This window comes from Kocuria sp. CPCC 204721 (genome assembly GCF_040980945.1).
In the GTDB taxonomy this organism is placed as follows: domain Bacteria; phylum Actinomycetota; class Actinomycetes; order Actinomycetales; family Micrococcaceae; genus Kocuria; species Kocuria marina.
Genome location: NZ_JAVKPO010000004.1, coordinates 1 through 17,224 on the forward strand (window position 1 = coordinate 1; position 17,224 = coordinate 17,224).

The following is a 17,224-nucleotide window of genomic DNA, read 5'->3' on the forward strand; positions in this document are numbered from 1 at the left end:
TGTCCAAGCCGACCGCGAACACCTGGTCGGAATCAAATAGCGCGAGTCTCCATCAGACCCAGGGCGCTTCAGTGCGGTCCCATTCCTGGAGTGGGGGATCAGAACCCGGGCAATACCGGTTGCTGGGCACCCGATCCGGGGTGGGTTCACCGGCCGCCGTGTTCACCCGCTGCGATGATCCAGGGTTTTCCCGGCGGGCTCGTGGGTGACTACGGGACAATGGATGGCATGAGCAACTCGAAACCAGGCCCCGCCCAACTGTCCATCGCCCCGGAAATGCCCCGCGGTGAGGTGGTGGGCCGTTACCGGACCTACGCCCTGGCGCAGAAAGCCGTTGACTACATGGCGGACGAACACTTCCCCGTGGCCATGGTCTCGATCATCGGCAGCGACCTCAAGTCCGTGGAGCAGGTCACCGGTCGGCTCTCCTACCCCAAGGTCGCCCTGCAGGGTGCGCTCAACGGTCTGGTCTTCGGCGCGTTCTTCGGCCTTTTGATGTCCCTGCTGGGCGGGGCCAACATGGCTTCGTCCCTGTTGCTCACCATGATCCTCGGTGGCGCGTTCTGGATGCTCATGGCCACCATCACGTACGCCATGTCCCGCGGCAAGCGGGACTTCACCTCGACCAGCAGGATCGTGGCGGGCAGCTACGAGGTCCTCGCCGCCCCGGAGGTCGCGGGTCAGGCCCGCCAGGTGCTCAACGGCATGGAGGGCGGCCACGTGGTGGGGCAGCGCGGGCAGAACCCGGGTCAGGGGTACCGCGGTCCCGCCGGTCCGCAGGGTGACCAGTGGGGTGGTTCGGGTGCTCCGCAGGGCAGCCAGTACCCCGGTGGCCCGCAGTACGGTGGACCGGCCCAGGGCGGTCCCGTCCAGGGCGGGCGGCCGGGCGCTCCGGGTCAGGGCGCCCCGGTTCACGGTGCTCCGGTGCAGGGTGATCCCGGGGGACAGAACGCTCCCGGCGGTTCCGAGCCGCGCTACGGTGTGTTTCTCCCGGGTGCAGATCAGCAGCAGGAAGACGCCAACCGTTCCGCGAAGTTCCCGGACCTCCCGGACGGACGCCCGCAGTACGGTATCCGGCTCGAACCCTCCGACGCCGCCCCGGCCGGTGGGCAGCCCGCACCGCAGGCCCCCGCGAACGCCGCCGCTCCGTCCCACCCCGCGGCCGACGCTCCCGCTCCCTCCACAGACGGGGCGTCATCGGGCACGATCCCCGCGAACCCGGCTCAGTCGGCCGACCGCGCGGCGCCGTGGACACAGCCGGGTACCCCCGAGGCACCGCGCGAGGGCGGGTCCACCCCGCACAACGGACAGGGCACGACCCAGCGGCCGCACGGCGAGGACCAGCGCTGACCCACGGCACACGCGCAACAAAATTTCGGGCACGCCAGAGCCACAAATGGTGCCCGAAGGTGGCGCGGGAGTGACTGAGAGTTCGGCGGCGTCACGCACAGAGAGCGATCCCCGGGTCCTGACATGCGGGCCCGGGGATCACTCTCTAGGTGTTCCGGGGGTTACGCCGCGGGGCCCGCGCTGGGGCCCACGTTCTCGTCCCGGTTCCAGATGCCCTGGATCCACGACTCCACGTCGTCGGGGTTGCGGGGGAGGGCCTCGGAGAGGTTCTCGTTGCCCTGCTCGGTGATCAGCACGTCGTCCTCGATGCGCACACCGATGCCGCGGTACTCCTCGGGGATCGCGAGGTCCTCGTTCTTGAAGTACAACCCGGGCTCGATCGTGAACACCATCCCCGGCTCGATCACAGCGTCCAGGTAGAGCTCACGCTTGGCCTGGGCGCAGTCGTGCACGTCCAGTCCCAGGTGGTGGCTCGTACCGTGCGGCATCCAGCGGCGGTGGTGCTGACCGGCCTCGGACAGGGAGACCTCCGCGGACACCGGCAACAGCCCCCATTCCTCGAGCCGCTGGGCGAGCACCTTCATGGCCGCGGCGTGGAGGTCCCGGAACTTGTTACCGGGGACGGCGACGTCGAACGCGGCGTCCGCGGCGTCGAGCACGGCCTGGTAGATCCGGCGCTGCACGTCCGTGTAGCTGCCGGTCACGGGCAGGGTGCGGGTGAGGTCCGCGGTGTAGAGCGACTCGGCCTCCACACCCGCGTCCACGAGGATCAGCTCGCCCGGCTTGACCGAGCCGTTGTTGCGGATCCAGTGCAGCACGGTCGCGTTGTTCCCGGACGCCGCGATGGTGTCGTAGCCGAGGTCGTTGCCCTCGAGGCGGGCGCGGGAGAAGAACGCGCCCTCGACTACGCGCTCGCCGCGTTCACCGCCGATCGCGCGCGGCAGCACCGAGACGATGTCCTCGAAACCGCGGATCGTGGCCGCCACGGCCTCGCGCAACTGCCCGACCTCGTACTCGTCCTTGATGAGCCGCAGCTCGCTCAGGGCCTCGGCCAGGGTCGCGTCCTTGGTGTCCGACTGCTCGAGGTCCACGCCCGTGTTGATCCGGGAGGTATCCACGAGCGCGTCCATGTTCAGGTCCACGTCCCGCACCAAACGAATGCTGAGACCACCCAGGGCGGTGTTGCCTGCGTCCTTGGTGACCGCGGTCTCCAGAGCGGAGAGGTCCTCGGTGGGCAGCGCGAACTCGTCGCGCAATTGCGCCAGCGTGGGGCGGGGCCCCACCCAGAACTCACCGTTCTTGGCATCCGCGTAGAACTCCGCGGAGTCCCGCCCGGCCATGGGGTGGAAGTACAGGGTGGAGGTGTGGTCGCTGCCGTCGTCTCCCTGACCCTGCTCGGTGGGTTCCATGACCAGCACGGCCTCGGGCTCGTGGTCCACTCCCATGCCCGTGAGGTGCGCGAACGCGGAGTGCGGGCGGAAGCGATAGTCGGTGTCGTTCGAGCGCACCTTGGGGGCGCCCGCGGGGATCACGAGACGCTCGCCGGGGAACATCCGGGAGAGCCGGGCACGGCGCTGAGCGGCGAACTCCGCGACCTCGGCGCGCGGCGTCGTCGTGTGCTCCGGAGCGGCCCAACCCGAGGCCATGAACTCGCGGAACTCCGCGTTGTCGGGGCGCTGCGAGCGGTTGTCCACCCGCTCGTCCATGGGCTGCGCGGCGTCCTCGCTCGCGTGATGGGAAGCGGTGGGGTGTGCTGAGCCTTGGCTCATGGACGCGGTCATCTCCTTCGGGGCGCGGGCTCCCGCGCGGGTCGCGATGCTGGCGGAATGTTCTCGTCCATGGTGCCACGCCGGTCAACCCTGGCCCGTGGGCAGCGAGGACCGGGCGATCGGTAGCGATGGCTCGGCCTCGTCCGGTCGGCGCGTATCGCGGGCCGACCCACCGCGGTCCGCGGGTATCGTGGAGGTGATGAGAATCGACCTGCACACCCACTCCAACGCGTCGGACGGCACGGAGTCCCCGGCGGACGTGGCCCGCGCGGCACACCGGGCCGGGCTCAACGTCTTCGCGCTCACCGATCACGACACCACCGCGGGGTGGCAGGAGGCGGGGGACACCGCCGTGTCCCTGGGGGTCGCGTTCGTACCCGGCATGGAGATCACGTGCACCACCGCGGACGGTATCTCGGTGCACATGCTCAGCTATCTGCACGGCCCGGACCACGCACCGCTGCTGGACGCGATCGAGGAGTCCCGGCGCAGCCGACTCTCCCGCGCGCACAAGATGGTGGACCTGCTCGCGCAGGACTACCCGATCAGCTGGGACGACGTCATGGCCCACGTGAGTCCCGAGGCCACGGTGGGCCGCCCACACATCGCGGACGCCCTGGTGGAGCTGGGCGTCGTCCCAAACCGCTCTGCCGCGTTCTCGGACATGCTCTCCGGGCGATCTAAGTACTACGTGCGGCACATGGCCCTGGACCCGGTGCAGGCCATCAAACTCGTGCGCGCGGCGGGCGGGGTCCCGGTGTGCGCGCACCCCATGGCCCCGTTGCGCGGTCGCGTGGCCACCCCGGCTGATTTCAACGCGATGATCGACGCCGGTCTGGCCGGCGTGGAAGTCGCCCACCGGGACAACCCGGACGAGTCCCGCGCGGTGCTCATGAAGCTCGCCGCGGACCACGATCTCATCGTCACGGGATCCAGCGACTACCACGGCGCGGGCAAGCCCAATCGGTTGGGGGAGAACTCCACGTCAGTGCGTTCGCTCACGAGGATTTGCGAACAGGCCACCTCCGGGATGGAGGTCCGCTGGCCGTGAGGCCGGGGCGCACGGCACGGTCCTGACGACGTTTCGAAGAACAGTCGGGATGCAGCGGCTCGTGAACCGGATCAGGACGCGCTGAACACCGCCGTATCCGGCAGGCGCCGACGCATGACGTCCACGGCCTCGGGGTTGGAGTCCACGCACACGAACTTCCGGCCCAGTTGCTCGCTGACCGCGCCCGTGGTCCCCGAGCCTGCGAAGAAGTCCAGCACCCAGTCCCCGGGACGCGAGGACGCCGTGACGATCCGGCGCAACACCCCGGCGGGTTTCTGCGTGGGATAACCGGTCTTTTCCTTGCCCGTGGGGGAGACGATCGTGTGCCACCACACGTCCGTGGGCAGCTTGCCGCGCGCGGCTTTGACGGGACCCACGAGCCCCGGGGCCATGTACGGCTCCCGGTCCACGTCCGCGGAGTTGAAGTGGTAGGCGGTCGGATCCTTGACGTAGACCAGGATCGTGTCGTGCTTGGCCGGCCATCGCTTGGCGGTGCGTCCGCCGAAGTCGTAGGCCCAGATGATCTCGTTGAGGAAGCACCGGCGGCCGAACAGCGCGTCCAGCAGCACCTTGACGTAGTGCACCTCGCGGTAGTCCAGGTGCACGTACAGCGTCCCGTGCGTGGCCAGCACGCGCCGGGCATGCATCAGCCGGGGTTCCAGGAAGCCCAGGTAGTCCGCGAACGAGTCCTCGTAGCGCAGCAACGAGCCCATGATCGTTTCGTAGGAACGCCCCGCGAAGCCCACGCGATCGCCCTCGCCCGCGGCCGCGGGGACGGAGCGAGTGGTGCGGCGCACCTGGTCCCTGCCCGTGTTGAACGGGGGGTCCAGGTATACCAGGGAGAACGCCTCGTCCGGCAGCCCCTCCAGCACGTTGAGGTTCTCACCGTGCACGATCGCGCTGGTGCCCTCCGCGTCGAATGCGAAGGGCTCCCACTGCGCCATCTACTCTCCCGCTGCAGAGGACTGCTGCGCCTGCTGACCGCCCTGGGCAGCCTTGTTCTGCCCCGAGGAACGACGACGCCGCCGGCGCCGCTTGGTGCCCTCGCCCGTGTTCTCCACGGAGGTCTCCCGGGAACGCTCGCCCTGCTCGGAGCGGGGCCGCTGGTTCTCCGCCTGGGATCGCCCCGCGGAGCCGCTGCGGGGGTCGGAACCGCCCGAGCGGCGTCGTGCGCCGGAGCCGTTGCGGCCACCGGAACCACCGCGACCGCCGCGGCCCGAACGCTTCTCGGAGTGCTGCGGCCTGCCGTCACCGAGGTCCTCGAGCTCCTCGGCGTCGAGGCCCTCGAGCGTGCGCTGCGACTTGGGCAGCTTGCCCTTGACGCCGCGCGGGATGTTCAGGTCCGTGTAGAGGTGATCGGAGGACGAGTAGGTCTCCACGGGTTCGGGCACGCCCAGCTCGAGGGCATTGTCGATCAGGCGCCAGCGGGGGACGTCGTCCCAGTCCACGAACGTGATGGCCGTGCCCTTGTTGCCCGCGCGCCCGGTGCGCCCGGTGCGGTGCAGGTAAGTCTTCTCGTCCTCGGGGCACTGGAAGTTGATCACGTGGGTGACGTCCTCGACGTCGATCCCTCGCGCGGCGACGTCCGTGGCCACAAGCACGTCCACCTTGCCGTGACGGAACGCGCGCAGCGCCTGCTCGCGGGCGCCCTGGCCCAGGTCGCCGTGCAGGGGAGCGGCGGCGAAACCGCGGTGGATGAGCTCGTCCGCGAGCTTGGCGGCCGCGCGTTTGGTACGCGTGAAGATGATGGTCCGTCCCCGGCCCTCGGCCTGCAGGATGCGCGCGACGACCTCGTCCTTGTCCAGGTGGTGGGCGCGGTAGATGACCTGACGGATGTCCTTCTTGGTGCTGCCCTCGTCCGGGGCAGCCGCACGGATGTGCATGGGCCGGGTCATGTACCGCCGTGCCATGGCCACCACGGGGCCGGGCATGGTCGCGGAGAACAGCATGGTTTGGCGCACCTGCGGAACCGTGGCCAGCAGCTTCTCCACGTCCGGGAGGAAGCCCAGGTCCAGCATCTCGTCCGCCTCGTCCAGCACGACCATGCGCACGTGGCTCAGGTCCAGGAAGTGCTGGCGGTTGAGGTCGATCAGGCGCCCGGGGGTGCCCACGACGACCTCCACGCCCTTTTCGAGCTCGGCGATCTGCGACTCGTAGGGGCGGCCACCGTAGATCGTGGCCACGCGGGCGTTGCGGGTCTTGGCGGCGATCGCGAGGTCGCTGCCCACCTGGACCGCGAGCTCACGCGTGGGGACCACGATCAATGCCTGGGGGGCGCCGGGCTTCTTCAACTGGGCCCAGCCGTCGTCGTCACGGCCTACGGCACGCTGCAGTGCGGGGATGCCGAAACCGAGGGTCTTGCCGGTACCGGTCTTGGCCTGACCGATGATGTCCTGGCCGGACAGCGCGATGGGCAGCGTCATGGCCTGGATGGGGAACGGGGAGGTGATGCCGTGCTCGGCGAGCGCGTCCACGATGTCCTGGCGGACGCCGAAGTCCGCGAACGAGGACTCGGTCACGGGTTCGGCGGTGTCGACCGCCTGGGTCCCGGCCTCGTCCGGCTCGATGATGTCGTGTTCGGGTGTTGCAGTGATATCGGTCACGAATGTCCTTCACGGGTCGGCGCGGGGCACCACGCCGGATCATCGGCCGGGCCGTCCCGGAGGACGGAGCGGCACGAAGCGGGGGCCGCCGCGCTGTGAGAGGAAGCCGATCGTGAAACGCACCCCGCCCGGGCGCTCAGCGGAAGGCGCGGGACCTTCCGGGCGCGGGCCGAAGCCGGGTAACAAGTGAACGTGACGGTCTCATGGGACGACCGGTCATCCTGATAAACACCTCCAGTGTACCCGCAAAACGGTGAGGCCCCCGGACGCGGTGGTCCGGGGGCCTCACGGCGTGGGCGGTTCAGCCGAGGGGCAGGGGGGTGAAACCCACCTTTCGCTTGGTCTCCTGGCCGGTCTCCACGTAGCCGATGCTCGCGGAGGGGACCACGGTGGTGGAACCCTTGGTGTCCTGCAGCACGAGCGGTGCGCCGGAGCTCAGCGCCTCCGTGACCTTGGTCTGCACCTCGTCCGCGGAGAGGTCGGCGTTGACCACGAGCTCGCGGGCCACGTTCTGAATCCCGATCTTGATTTCCATGAGTACCTCCTGCGGCGTCACCGGCCCACGGTGATCACGGGCCGGACCATGTCTTCCAGGTGCCGCGCACCCCGGTGAGGGGCGGGCGCGTCAGCCTCGGTCGTTGCCGATCAGTTTAGGAGCAGGTTCCCGGCGCTCCTCGTCGAGCGTCCTGATTCCGCCCCAGGCTAAACGGAAAATCCGGTCCTGGACCTCTTCGCGTGTGCCCGCTTCCGGGTGGCGGGTCCAGAACACAGCGGAGGTCTGGACCAGGTGCACGAGGCCCCGGGACAGCATGGTGGCCTGGGCCGGTGGCATGCCCGCTTTGGGTCCGAGCACCGCGGCCACGGCCACGGCGACCCCCTGGTAGAACTCGTCCAGTTGCGCCGCGACCTCGGGGAAGGACATGAGGTCCGCGCTGAACACGAGCCGATGGGCCTCCGGCTGGCTGTTCACGAACTCGAAGTGGGTGTCGATCACGTTCTGCACCCGCGCCTTGTTGGTCTCGGCGCTGGCCAGGGACCGCTCGAGCTTCTCGGACAGTTCCGCGAGCGTGAACTGCACGAGCGCCAGGAACAGGTCCCGCTTACCCGGGAAGTGCTGGTAGAGCACCGGTTTGGAGACCCCGGCCGCGGCGGCGATCTCGTCCATGGAGGTCGAGTGGTAGCCGCCTTCGGAAAACACCCGCAGTGCCGTGCTCAACAGCTGCTCCCGCCGCTGGTCCCGGGTCATGCGAGGGGCCCGCGTGTGGCCGGTGGGCGCGGGCGCGTCGCGTGCATCGGGAGCGTTCATGGGGTCCTCCTCTGTGACGGGCCCTCGCCCGTCGTGGCTTCAACCGGCCGCGCGGGGACGCGGGGTGTCTGAGGGGGATCGTTCAGCGAGGGAATCCTGATCCGCGGGGAGGGTCTGCGGTGGCGCGACCTCCAGACCGAACAGCGCTTCCAATCCGGAAATGTATTCGTCCGCGCGGCCCTCCGCGGCGAGTTGACGGGCACGGACGGTGGGGATGTGCAGCAGTGAGCGGACCATGCGGCGCATGGCCATCTCGATCTGTTCCTCCGCGCCGGTGCAGCCGTGGTGGGCACGGACCTTCTCGAGTTCGGTGTCCAGCACGGCCATGGTGTGCTTGCGCAGCGCCACGATGGCCTGGTCCATGGTGCGGGCGCTCTGGGCCGCCGCGAAGCCCTGGGCGGCCTCGTCCACGATCTCGCGCGCCGCGCTCACGGACTCGCGGGTCTCCTCGGGTGCGGCCACGCGCACCGATTCCAGGGTGATCAGCTCCACGTCCGGCAGGTCCGCGACGGCGGGGTCGAAGTCCCGCGCGAGCGCGAGGTCGATCACGGTGCGCGGTCCGCTCGGGAAGGCGGACGCCGGCATGGGGGCGGAGCCGCCCGAGCAGCCGATCACGACGTCCGCGCGGCGCAGTGCCGCCGGCAGCTCGACCTCCGTGACGGGGGAGCCGCCGCGCTGGTCCGTGAACTGCTGGGCGCGTCCGGAACCGGAGTAGACCTCGATGTCCGCGCAGCCGCGGTCGCGCAGCGCGGCCATGGTGGCGCCAGCGTACGCGCCGGTGCCGAAGATCAGGGCGTGCCGGTCGGGCCAGCTGCCGCGGGTGATGTCGTCGGCGAGGTCCAGGGCCACGGACACGATGGAGCGTCCCCGCTCACCGAGGCCGGTGCGGGCCCCGACCTCACGTGCGGTGCGGGCGGCGGCCTCGAACAACTGCACGAGGTGACCCGAAGCGGTGCCGGACTGGCGGGCCTGGTTCAGCGCGCGGCGGACCTGTCCGGTGATCTCACGCTCGCCCACCACGGCGGACTCCAGACCGGAGACCACGGTGAACAGGTGTTGCGGGACCTCGGTGCCGTGGTAGGTGTCCATGGTCTCCAGGACGAAGCGTTCGTCCAGCCCCGCGCGCTCGGCCACGCGTTCGGCGAGCTGCTGCTGGGCCAGGGCGACGTCGCGGGTCCCGTCCTCGGGCAGCTCACCGTAGAGTTCGAGCCGGTTGCACGTGGACAGCGTGATGGCCCCCGAGAGCGCCCCCTGGGACACGGCCTCCTCGGCCACCCCGAGAGCCCCCGTGCTCAACCGTGCGACGGTGTTGAGGTCGACGGAACGGTGCGATGCGACAAGACAGAAAAGAACCACAATCCGGCCATCCTAGACGAATTCATCCTGGCTCGCTCAGCATAACCACTGGGCGCGCCCGGCGCAGAGATTGCGTTCCCGGCGGACACTACGTCATCAAAACCGGCGGGCTCCTTTGGCACAATGGGGCCATTATGGCTTCCCAGAATGATCGCACCGTAGAATCCCGCCGCGCCGAGTCCCCCCATGATCCCGCCGCGGCGACGGAGCCGGGCGGCGATCACGTGTGGGAGCAGCGCATCGCCGCGCTGCCCACCGAGCACCCGCTGCGCTCGGCGGGTGTGGCCGACTCCCCCCTGATCAGTACCCTGCGGGGGCTCCCCGCCGCGCACACGCCCGTGTGGTTCATGCGTCAGGCGGGTCGCTCGCTGCCCGAGTACCGCGCCGCCCGGGAGGGCACGGGGATGCTCGAGGCGTGCCTGACCCCGGACCTCGCCGCGGAGATCACCCTGCAGCCGGTGCGCCGGCACGGCGTGGACGCGGCCATCTTCTTCTCCGACATCGTGGTGCCCATGAAGCTCGCCTCGGTGGCCGTGGACATCGTGGCCGGGCGCGGCCCGGTGCTCGACCACCCCGTGCGCACCGCCGCGGACGTCACCGCGCTGCCCGAACTGCCGGACTCGGCGCTGGACCCGATCCGCGAGGCCGTGGCGCGCACGGTCGCCGAGCTCGGGGACACCCCGCTGATCGGTTTCGCGGGCGCGCCGTTCACGATCGCCGCATACGCCGTGGAGGGCGGGCCCTCGCGCGACCACTTGCGCCCGCGCACCATGATGCACGCGGACCCCGCGTCCTGGACCGCCCTGGCCGAGTGGGCCGCGCGCACCTCCGGAGCGTTCCTGCGCGCCCAAGTGGAAGCGGGGGCCTCGGCCGTGCAGTTGTTCGACTCGTGGGCGGGCTCCCTGTCGCTCGCCGACTACGAGGCGCACGTCCAGCGCCACTCCGCGGACGCGCTCGCCGCCGTGGCGGACCTGGGGGTACCGCGGATCCATTTCGGCACGGGTACGGGCGAGCTGTTGGCCGCCATGCGGGACGCGGGAGCGGACGCCGTGGGTGTGGATTACCGCATCCCGTTGGACGTCGCATCGCAGCGTCTGGGTGGGCGCACCGTGGTGCAGGGCAACATCGATCCCGCGCTGCTCGCCGCCCCGCGGGAGGTGTTGCACGAGCACGCCCGCGACGTTCTGCGCCGCGGTCGCAGCGCCCCCGGTCACGTGGTCAACCTGGGCCACGGCGTGCCGCCGGAGACGGACCCGGACGTGCTGAGCGAACTGGTGACCTTCATCCACAAGGAGACTCGGTGACAACTTCCCCCGGTGCCCAGCGGCGCACCGCGCCACGGCGTCCTCGCACGGCTCTCGTGGTGGGCGGCGGCGTCGCCGGGTTGACGGCCGCCCGTGACCTGGCGCGCGCCGGTCTGCGCGTGACCCTGGTCGAGGCCTCGGACCACTTCGGCGGCGCCGTGGGTGCCCACGAGGTGGCGGGACTCGTCCTGGACTCCGGCGCGGAATCCTTCGCCACACGCTCGGACGCCGTACCCGATCTGCTCGAGGAACTCGGGCTCTCCGACCGCGTGGTCACCCCCCATCCCGCGGGCTCCTGGTTGCAACTCCCTGAGGGTGCGGTGCCCGCCCCCAAGTCCGGGGTGCTCGGGATCCCCGCGGACCCCACCGCACCGGAGCTGCGCAAGCCCCTGGGCCGGGCGGGCGTGGCCCGTGCGCGCATGGACAGGGCGCTGCCGGCCCGCGTGGGCGCGGGGGAGCGTTCCATCGGCGGTCTCGTGCGTGCCCGCATGGGCCAGCGCGTGCTGGACCGGTTGGTCACCCCGTTCGTCTCCGGGGTCTACTCGACCCACCCGGACGAACTCGACGTCGACGCCGTGGCCCCCGGTTTGCGCGCCCGCTTGCGCGAACTCGGCAGCCTGGGCGCGGCCGCGGGTGCACTGCGCACAGCGAGCCCCGCGGGTGCGAACGTGGCCGGTCTCGACGGCGGGATGAACCTGCTCAGCGAACGGCTCGTGCGGGACGCGGAGCGGTTGGGCGTCAAGCTCGTGACCCGCTACGACGTCATCGCCCTGGACCGCGACCCGCGCAGGCCCGGGTGGATGGTGATCCAGCGCCAACCAGTGAACGGGGACAAGACGGCCGTGGCCCGCGGGGAACTGCTCGTGATGGCCACGGACGGACCCACCACGGTGCGCTTGCTCGGCACGCAGGTCAGCGACGTCCAGAACTTCACGCCTCGCTCGGGGCCCCGGATCGCGCTCGCCACCCTCGTGCTGGATTGCCCCGCCCTGGACAGTGCACCCCGCGGGACCGGTCTGCTCGTGAGCGACGACGTGCGCGAGGTGCGCGCCAAGGCCCTGACCCACGCCACGGCCAAGTGGAAGTGGGTGGCTCGCGAGGCCGGGGAGCACCGCCACGTGGTGCGGTTATCCTACGGCCGGGCCACCCCGCGTGGATCGGGCCCCTCCCCGGAGGTCACGCTCGAGGACAAGCACCTCATCTCGCTCGCCCTCGGGGACGCGAGCACACTGCTGGGCGTACCGATCGAGCCGGACCAGCTCGTGGGCGCGGACGTCGTGCGGTGGCACACCGCCCTGCCGCGCACGGACGCGGGTCACAGCGCCCGCGTCACGGGGTTCCGCCGGGCGCTCAAGGACGTCCCGGACGCCGCGGCCGTGGGGGCGTGGCTGTCCGGTACGGGACTCGCGGCGGTCGTCGCGGACACCCGCCACCAGGTCAGGACCCTGCTCAAGCACCACGGGTTCGACGTGACCCCAAACTGAGGGACCGCCGCGCGCGGGACCGAGCCGTGCGACGTCGTCCGCGCAGCCCGGGCAGTTCTGCGCGGGACGAGAACCACCGAACGTGAACAGAACGAGAAGTCGAAAGGGAGCACACACGATGAGTGAGCACGCAACCGAGGCACGCCAGGACGCGGCACAGGCCGGCGGGGACACGCTGTACTGGGCCGGTTACACGGTGTTCGAGCGGACGGGTGAGCGCCCGCGGGACGCGGACTCGCAGGCCAACCGCAGCGCGTTCGACGAGTTGGTGAAGGACCTCGAGGGTCGGGGCGTCACCGTGCGCGGCGTGTACGACGTCTCCGGGATGCGCGAGAGCGCCGATCTGATGCTGTGGCTCACGGGCAAGGAACCGGACGCCCTGCAGGCCGCGATCCGGCAACTGCGCCGTCAGCCGCTGCTCGCGGGCACCCGGCAGTCCTGGAACGCCATGGGCGTGCACCGCGAGGCGGAGTTCACGTCCAACCATTCGCCCGCGTTCGCGCGCGGTGCGGAGGCTGGCGCGTGGGTGTGCGTCTACCCGTTCGTGCGCTCCTACGAGTGGTACTACATGAACCCGCAGCGCCGCGGGGAGATGCTCAAGAACCACGGCATGAAGGCCCGCGAGTACCCGCAGGTGCTCGCCAACACCATTGCGTGCTTCGGGCTCAACGACTTCGAGTGGCTGCTGGCCCTGGAGGCCCCGGAGCTCGTGGACCTGGTGGACATCATGCGCCACTTCCGCAACACCGAGGCACGCCTGCACGTGCGTGAGGAGACCCCGTTCTACACGGGGCGCCGGATCACCACCCACGAGATTGCCGAGGTGCTTGACTGAGATGACTGGCACCCGAGAGACCAATGCCCTGAGTGCCGAGCGCGCCAACGCGCCGCACAGCTTCGACGCCCTGATCCTCTCCTCCTTCGGCGGGCCGGAGGGTCAGGAGGACGTGATCCCGTTCCTGCGCAACGTCACGCGCGGCCGCGGCATCCCGGACGAGCGGCTCGAGGAGGTGGCCACCCACTACCGTGCGAACGGCGGCGTGAGCCCCATCAACGCCCAGAACCGGGCGCTGCGCGATGCGCTCGAGGCCGAGCTGCGGCGTCGTGGTGTGGAGCTGCCCGTGCTGCTCGCCAACCGCAACTGGGACCCGTACGTGGCGGACGTTCTGCGCGAGAGCCACGAGCGAGGGTACCGGGACCTGCTGGTGCTCGCCACGAGCGCGTACTCCGGGTACTCCAGCTGCCGCCAGTACCGGGAGGACTACGGCGTGGGCCTGGAGGAGACGGGGCTGCAGGACGAGCTGCACGTGGAGAAGATCCGGCAGTACTACGACTCCGAGGGTTTCCTGCGCCCCTACGCGACCAAGCTGCGTGAGTCACTGGAGGCTCTGCGGCAGCGCACGGACGGTGCGCTCCGCGTGCTGTTCACGACCCACTCGGTGCCCATGACGGACGCGCATGCCGCGGGTCCCGAGCGCATGGACTTCGAGGGGGACTCCGCCTACGTGGCGCAGCACCTCGCGGCCGCGCGCTGGATCGTGGAGCAGGTGGGCGAGCCCATGAACGGGGTGGAGTGGGAGCTCGTGTACCAGTCCCGCTCCGGGCCCCCGCAGGTCCCGTGGCTCGAACCGGACATCTGCGACGTCATCCAGGAGCTGCCTGGCAAGGGCGTCACCGGCGTGGCCGTGGTGCCCCTGGGCTTCGTCTCGGACCACATGGAGGTGCTCTGGGACCTCGACACCGAGGCCCGTGACGCCGCGGCCGAGGCCGGCCTGGAGTTCGAGCGCATCCCCACCGCCGGCACCGATCCCGAGTTCGTGGCCGCGCTCGCGGACCTCGTGGAGCAGCGGCTGGGCACGCCCACCGCGCCCCCGCGGGTATCCGCGTGCGCCCAGGGCACGTGGTTCGACACGTGCGCCCCCGACTGTTGCTTCAAGATTCTGCGCGGTCAGGACTCACCCCGTCCCACGATCGCCCAGCGACCCGTGGGGGAGCCCATCCCGGTGGGCCTGGACGAGTCCGGGGACGTGACCTACCGATGAGCGGTGCCGATTTCACCGTGGGTACCCGCGGTTCGCAGCTGGCCATGACGCAGAGCCGCTGGGCCGCCGAGGCCGTTGCCAGCGCGGGCGGACTCGACTACGAACTGGTCACCGTGCGCACCGAGGGCGACGTGCTCACCGGGCCGCTGTCCCAGTTGGGCGGTACAGGGGTCTTTGCCACGGCGTTGCGGTCCAAGGTGCTCGACGGCGCCGTGGACCTGGCCGTGCACTCCCTCAAGGACCTGCCCACCGCGGCGGTCACGGGGCTCACCATTGCCGCGCTGCCGCAGCGTGAGGACCCGCGGGACGCCCTGTGCGCCCGTGACGGTCTGACCCTCGACGAACTGCCGGAGGGCGCGGCCGTGGGCACGGGCTCGCCGCGGCGCGTCGCGCAGTTGCGCGCCCTGCGCCCCGACCTGCGCATCGTGGACATCCGCGGCAACGTGGGCACGCGGCTCAACCGCGTGGCTCCCGGGGACCCGGGGGACCTCGACGCCGTGGTGCTCGCGGCGTCGGGCCTCAAGCGCCTGGGCCTCGAGGGGCGGATCACCGAGTACCTGGATCTGCACCGGATGCTGCCGGCCCCGGGCCAGGGTGCGCTCGCGCTCGAGGTCTCGGCGGAACTCGCGGCGGACTCGGGTCTCGCGACCGGTCTGGCCGCGGTGGACCACCTGCCTACGCGGCTCGCGGTCACCGCGGAGCGCTCGGTGCTGGCTCGCCTCGAGGCGGGCTGCGCCGCACCCGTGGGAACCTTCGCACGCCTCGTGGACGGTGATCTCGAACTGGACGTCGTCGTGGCGAATCCGGACGGCTCCGAGGTCATGCGCCGCACGGAGTCCGCGCGGGAACCCTCGGTCGAGGCCGCGCGGGCTCTCGGTCAGCGGGTCGCGGATGACCTGTTGGCCCACGGCGCGGACCGGTTGGCACGGTTGAGCCTGTGACCGCGGCGCGCGTGCTCATCACCCGCGACCCCGCTTCCGCGAGCGCCCTGGCGGTGCTGCTGCGGGAGCGCGGGTACGAGCCGTGCGCCTCGCCCCTGCTCGAGGCCCAGTTGCCGTCGGACGTGGAATCACTGCGGGAGCTGCTGGCCGAGGCCACCGGCCCGAGCGGTCCCACGTGGTTGTGCGTGACGTCCGCGACCACGGTGGCGGCGCTTGCCGCGGTCGCCCCGACCCCGCAGTGGGGTGCCGCGCTCGACGCCGCTCGGCGGCCCTCCGCTCGTCATCGCACCGAGGCCGGTGGACCCGCGCTGCGGGTCGCCGCGGTGGGCGAGGCGACCGTCCGCGCGCTGGGGGAGTATGGTGTGGGCGTGGATTTCGTCCCCGCGCGCGTCTCGAGCGCGGCGGGCATGCTCGCCGAGTGGCCCGAGGAGCACCCGGGTGCAGCCGGGGCCCCGGTGCGGGCCCTCGTGCCGGTCTCGGCGCTCGCGTCCGACGCCCTCGTGAGCGGACTGCGGGAGCGGGGGTACGACGTCGTGCGGATCACCGCGTACGACACCGTCCCGGCCCCGGCGGACCGCCCGCTGCGCGCCCCCGGTGCCGGGACCGCAACCACACCAGAAGCCCCCGAGGAATGGGGCGCCGACGCCGCTCGGGCCGCGTGCGCGTCCGGTGAGCTGGCCGCGGTGGTGGTCACGGCGCCGTCGCGCGCGGACGCCCTGCTGGAGGGCATGACGCCCGCGGCCGCCACGGCGTGGATCGCGATCGGGGAACCGACCGCCCGCGCGCTGCGGGCCCGCGGAGTCGACCCGATGACCTCCGCGCAACCGACCCCAGCGGCCCTGGCCGACGCCGTGTCGCGGGCGCTGGGTGAGCCGGACACTTCGGCGCCGGAGCGGGACGGTCACGCCGAGCCCGCAACGACCCGCCCCGTGACGACTCAAAGATTTCGATGATCAGGAGATGTGAACCATGACCGACCATGACGTGTCGTACGACCTCGTGTCACGGCCCCGCAGACTGCGCAGTACCCCGGCCATGCGCCGGTTCACCGCGGAGACCCGCGTGACGCCGTCCGAGCTGATCCTGCCCGTGTTCGTCAAGGAAGGACTCGACGAGCCGCAGCCCCTGGCCTCGATGCCCGGTGTGGTGCAGCACAACATGGACTCTCTCAAGCGCGCGGCCGCCGAAGCCGTGGAGCTGGGGCTGGGCGGCTTCATGTTGTTCGGGATCCCGCAGACCCGCGACGCAGAGGGCTCCGCCGCGCTGGACCCGGACGGCATCCTCAACCGCGGGATCCGTGCCGTGCGTGACGAGGTGGGGGACGACATCGTGGTCATGTCGGACCTGTGCCTGGACGAGTTCACCGATCACGGCCACTGCGGCGTGCTGGATGATCAGGGCCGCGTGGACAACGATCGCACCCTGGAGATCTACGGCCGCATGGGCCTGGCCCAGGCCGAGGCCGGCGCCCACATGCTGGGACCCTCCGGGATGATGGACGGCCAGGTGGGCGTGATCCGCGCGGCACTGGACGCTGCGGGCCGCGAGGACGTGTCGATCCTCGCCTACAGCGCCAAGTACTCGTCCGCGTTCTACGGCCCGTTCCGTGAGGCCGTGGACTCCACACTCACGGGTGACCGCAAAACCTATCAGATGGATCCTGCGAACCGCCGGGAGGCCCTGCTGGAGCTGCAGCTGGACCTGGACGAGGGCGCGGACATGGTCATGGTCAAGCCGGCCATGAGCTATCTGGACATCCTGCGCGAGGTCGCGGACGCGTCCCCCGTGCCGGTCTCGGCGTACCAGATCTCGGGTGAGTACGCGATGATCGAGGCCGCCGCGGCGAACGGCTGGATCAACCGCGACGCCGCGATCCGCGAGTCCGTGCTGTCCATCAAGCGCGCCGGGGCCAACTCGATCCTGACCTACTACGCGACCGAGCTCGCTCGCTGGTTCCATGAGGAGAACGGCAGGTAACCCCAGAACCCCCGCGCCCGCGCCGTCGCGCGGCACGGTCC

15 protein-coding genes are annotated in these 17,224 nt (G+C 70.9%); 9 read left to right on the forward strand and 6 right to left on the reverse strand.

Annotation, left to right across the window (positions count from 1 at the left end):
• Positions 1–228 precede the first annotated feature (228 nt).
• Complete coding sequence (locus RF637_RS05245) at positions 229–1,350, forward strand: general stress protein (RefSeq protein ID WP_179861248.1); 1,122 nt, start codon at positions 229–231, stop codon at positions 1,348–1,350.
• A gap of 161 nt (positions 1,351–1,511) precedes the next feature.
• Here the strand turns inward: RF637_RS05245 and RF637_RS05250 are convergent, their stop codons facing one another.
• Positions 1,512–3,119, reverse strand: a complete 1,608-nt coding sequence (locus RF637_RS05250; RefSeq protein ID WP_085107710.1) for an aminopeptidase P family protein — start codon at positions 3,117–3,119, stop codon at positions 1,512–1,514.
• Positions 3,120–3,318: 199 nt separating this feature from the next.
• On the opposite strand from RF637_RS05250, the gene RF637_RS05255 reads away from it, so the two are divergent.
• Positions 3,319–4,170, forward strand: a complete 852-nt coding sequence (locus tag RF637_RS05255) for a PHP domain-containing protein (protein WP_064846077.1) — start codon at positions 3,319–3,321, stop codon at positions 4,168–4,170.
• A gap of 71 nt (positions 4,171–4,241) precedes the next feature.
• Here RF637_RS05255 and RF637_RS05260 read toward each other — a convergent pair whose 3' ends face one another.
• The 5 genes from RF637_RS05260 to RF637_RS05280 form a co-directional block, all read right to left on the reverse strand.
• Positions 4,242–5,114 (reverse strand): site-specific DNA-methyltransferase, encoded by an 873-nt coding sequence (locus RF637_RS05260; RefSeq protein ID WP_064846078.1) that lies wholly within the window; start codon positions 5,112–5,114, stop codon positions 4,242–4,244.
• On the reverse strand, positions 5,115–6,773 hold the full coding sequence (locus tag RF637_RS05265; RefSeq protein ID WP_064846079.1) for a DEAD/DEAH box helicase: 1,659 nt from the start codon (positions 6,771–6,773) through the stop codon (positions 5,115–5,117).
• 301 nt (positions 6,774–7,074) lie between these two features.
• Positions 7,075–7,308, reverse strand: coding sequence for a DUF3107 domain-containing protein (locus RF637_RS05270; RefSeq protein WP_035965329.1), 234 nt, complete (start codon positions 7,306–7,308; stop codon positions 7,075–7,077).
• Between the two features lie 90 nt (positions 7,309–7,398).
• Positions 7,399–8,079 carry a TetR/AcrR family transcriptional regulator gene (locus tag RF637_RS05275; protein WP_098053933.1) on the reverse strand — a complete coding sequence of 227 codons (681 nt, stop codon included), beginning with the start codon at positions 8,077–8,079 and terminating at the stop codon, positions 7,399–7,401.
• A gap of 39 nt (positions 8,080–8,118) precedes the next feature.
• Positions 8,119–9,435 carry a glutamyl-tRNA reductase gene (locus RF637_RS05280; protein ID WP_368844318.1) on the reverse strand — a complete coding sequence of 439 codons (1,317 nt, stop codon included), beginning with the start codon at positions 9,433–9,435 and terminating at the stop codon, positions 8,119–8,121.
• Positions 9,436–9,569: 134 nt separating this feature from the next.
• Here RF637_RS05280 and hemE point away from each other — a divergent pair, with 134 nt between their 5' ends.
• From hemE to hemB, 7 genes are all read left to right on the forward strand, one after another.
• On the forward strand, positions 9,570–10,739 hold the full coding sequence (hemE, locus tag RF637_RS05285) for a uroporphyrinogen decarboxylase (protein ID WP_368844319.1): 1,170 nt from the start codon (positions 9,570–9,572) through the stop codon (positions 10,737–10,739).
• Complete coding sequence (hemG, locus tag RF637_RS05290) at positions 10,736–12,223, forward strand: protoporphyrinogen oxidase (protein WP_368844320.1); 1,488 nt, start codon at positions 10,736–10,738, stop codon at positions 12,221–12,223. Before hemE ends, hemG begins: the two co-directional genes overlap by 4 nt.
• 118 nt (positions 12,224–12,341) lie before the next feature.
• Positions 12,342–13,058 carry a hydrogen peroxide-dependent heme synthase gene (hemQ, locus tag RF637_RS05295; RefSeq protein ID WP_098053941.1) on the forward strand — a complete coding sequence of 239 codons (717 nt, stop codon included), beginning with the start codon at positions 12,342–12,344 and terminating at the stop codon, positions 13,056–13,058.
• Position 13,059: 1 nt separating this feature from the next.
• Positions 13,060–14,265, forward strand: a complete 1,206-nt coding sequence (locus RF637_RS05300) for a ferrochelatase (RefSeq protein ID WP_368844321.1) — start codon at positions 13,060–13,062, stop codon at positions 14,263–14,265.
• Positions 14,262–15,206, forward strand: a complete 945-nt coding sequence (hemC, locus tag RF637_RS05305) for a hydroxymethylbilane synthase (RefSeq protein WP_368844322.1) — start codon at positions 14,262–14,264, stop codon at positions 15,204–15,206. Before RF637_RS05300 ends, hemC begins: the two co-directional genes overlap by 4 nt.
• The gene (locus RF637_RS05310; protein ID WP_368844323.1) at positions 15,203–16,159 is read left to right on the forward strand and encodes a uroporphyrinogen-III synthase; all 957 of its coding nucleotides are present in this window, start codon (positions 15,203–15,205) and stop codon (positions 16,157–16,159) included. Before hemC ends, RF637_RS05310 begins: the two co-directional genes overlap by 4 nt.
• Before the next feature lie 16 nt (positions 16,160–16,175).
• Positions 16,176–17,183: a porphobilinogen synthase gene (gene hemB / locus RF637_RS05315; RefSeq protein WP_064846088.1), complete on the forward strand. Its 1,008-nt coding sequence runs from the start codon at positions 16,176–16,178 to the stop codon at positions 17,181–17,183.
• The last annotated feature ends 41 nt before the right edge of the window (positions 17,184–17,224 follow it).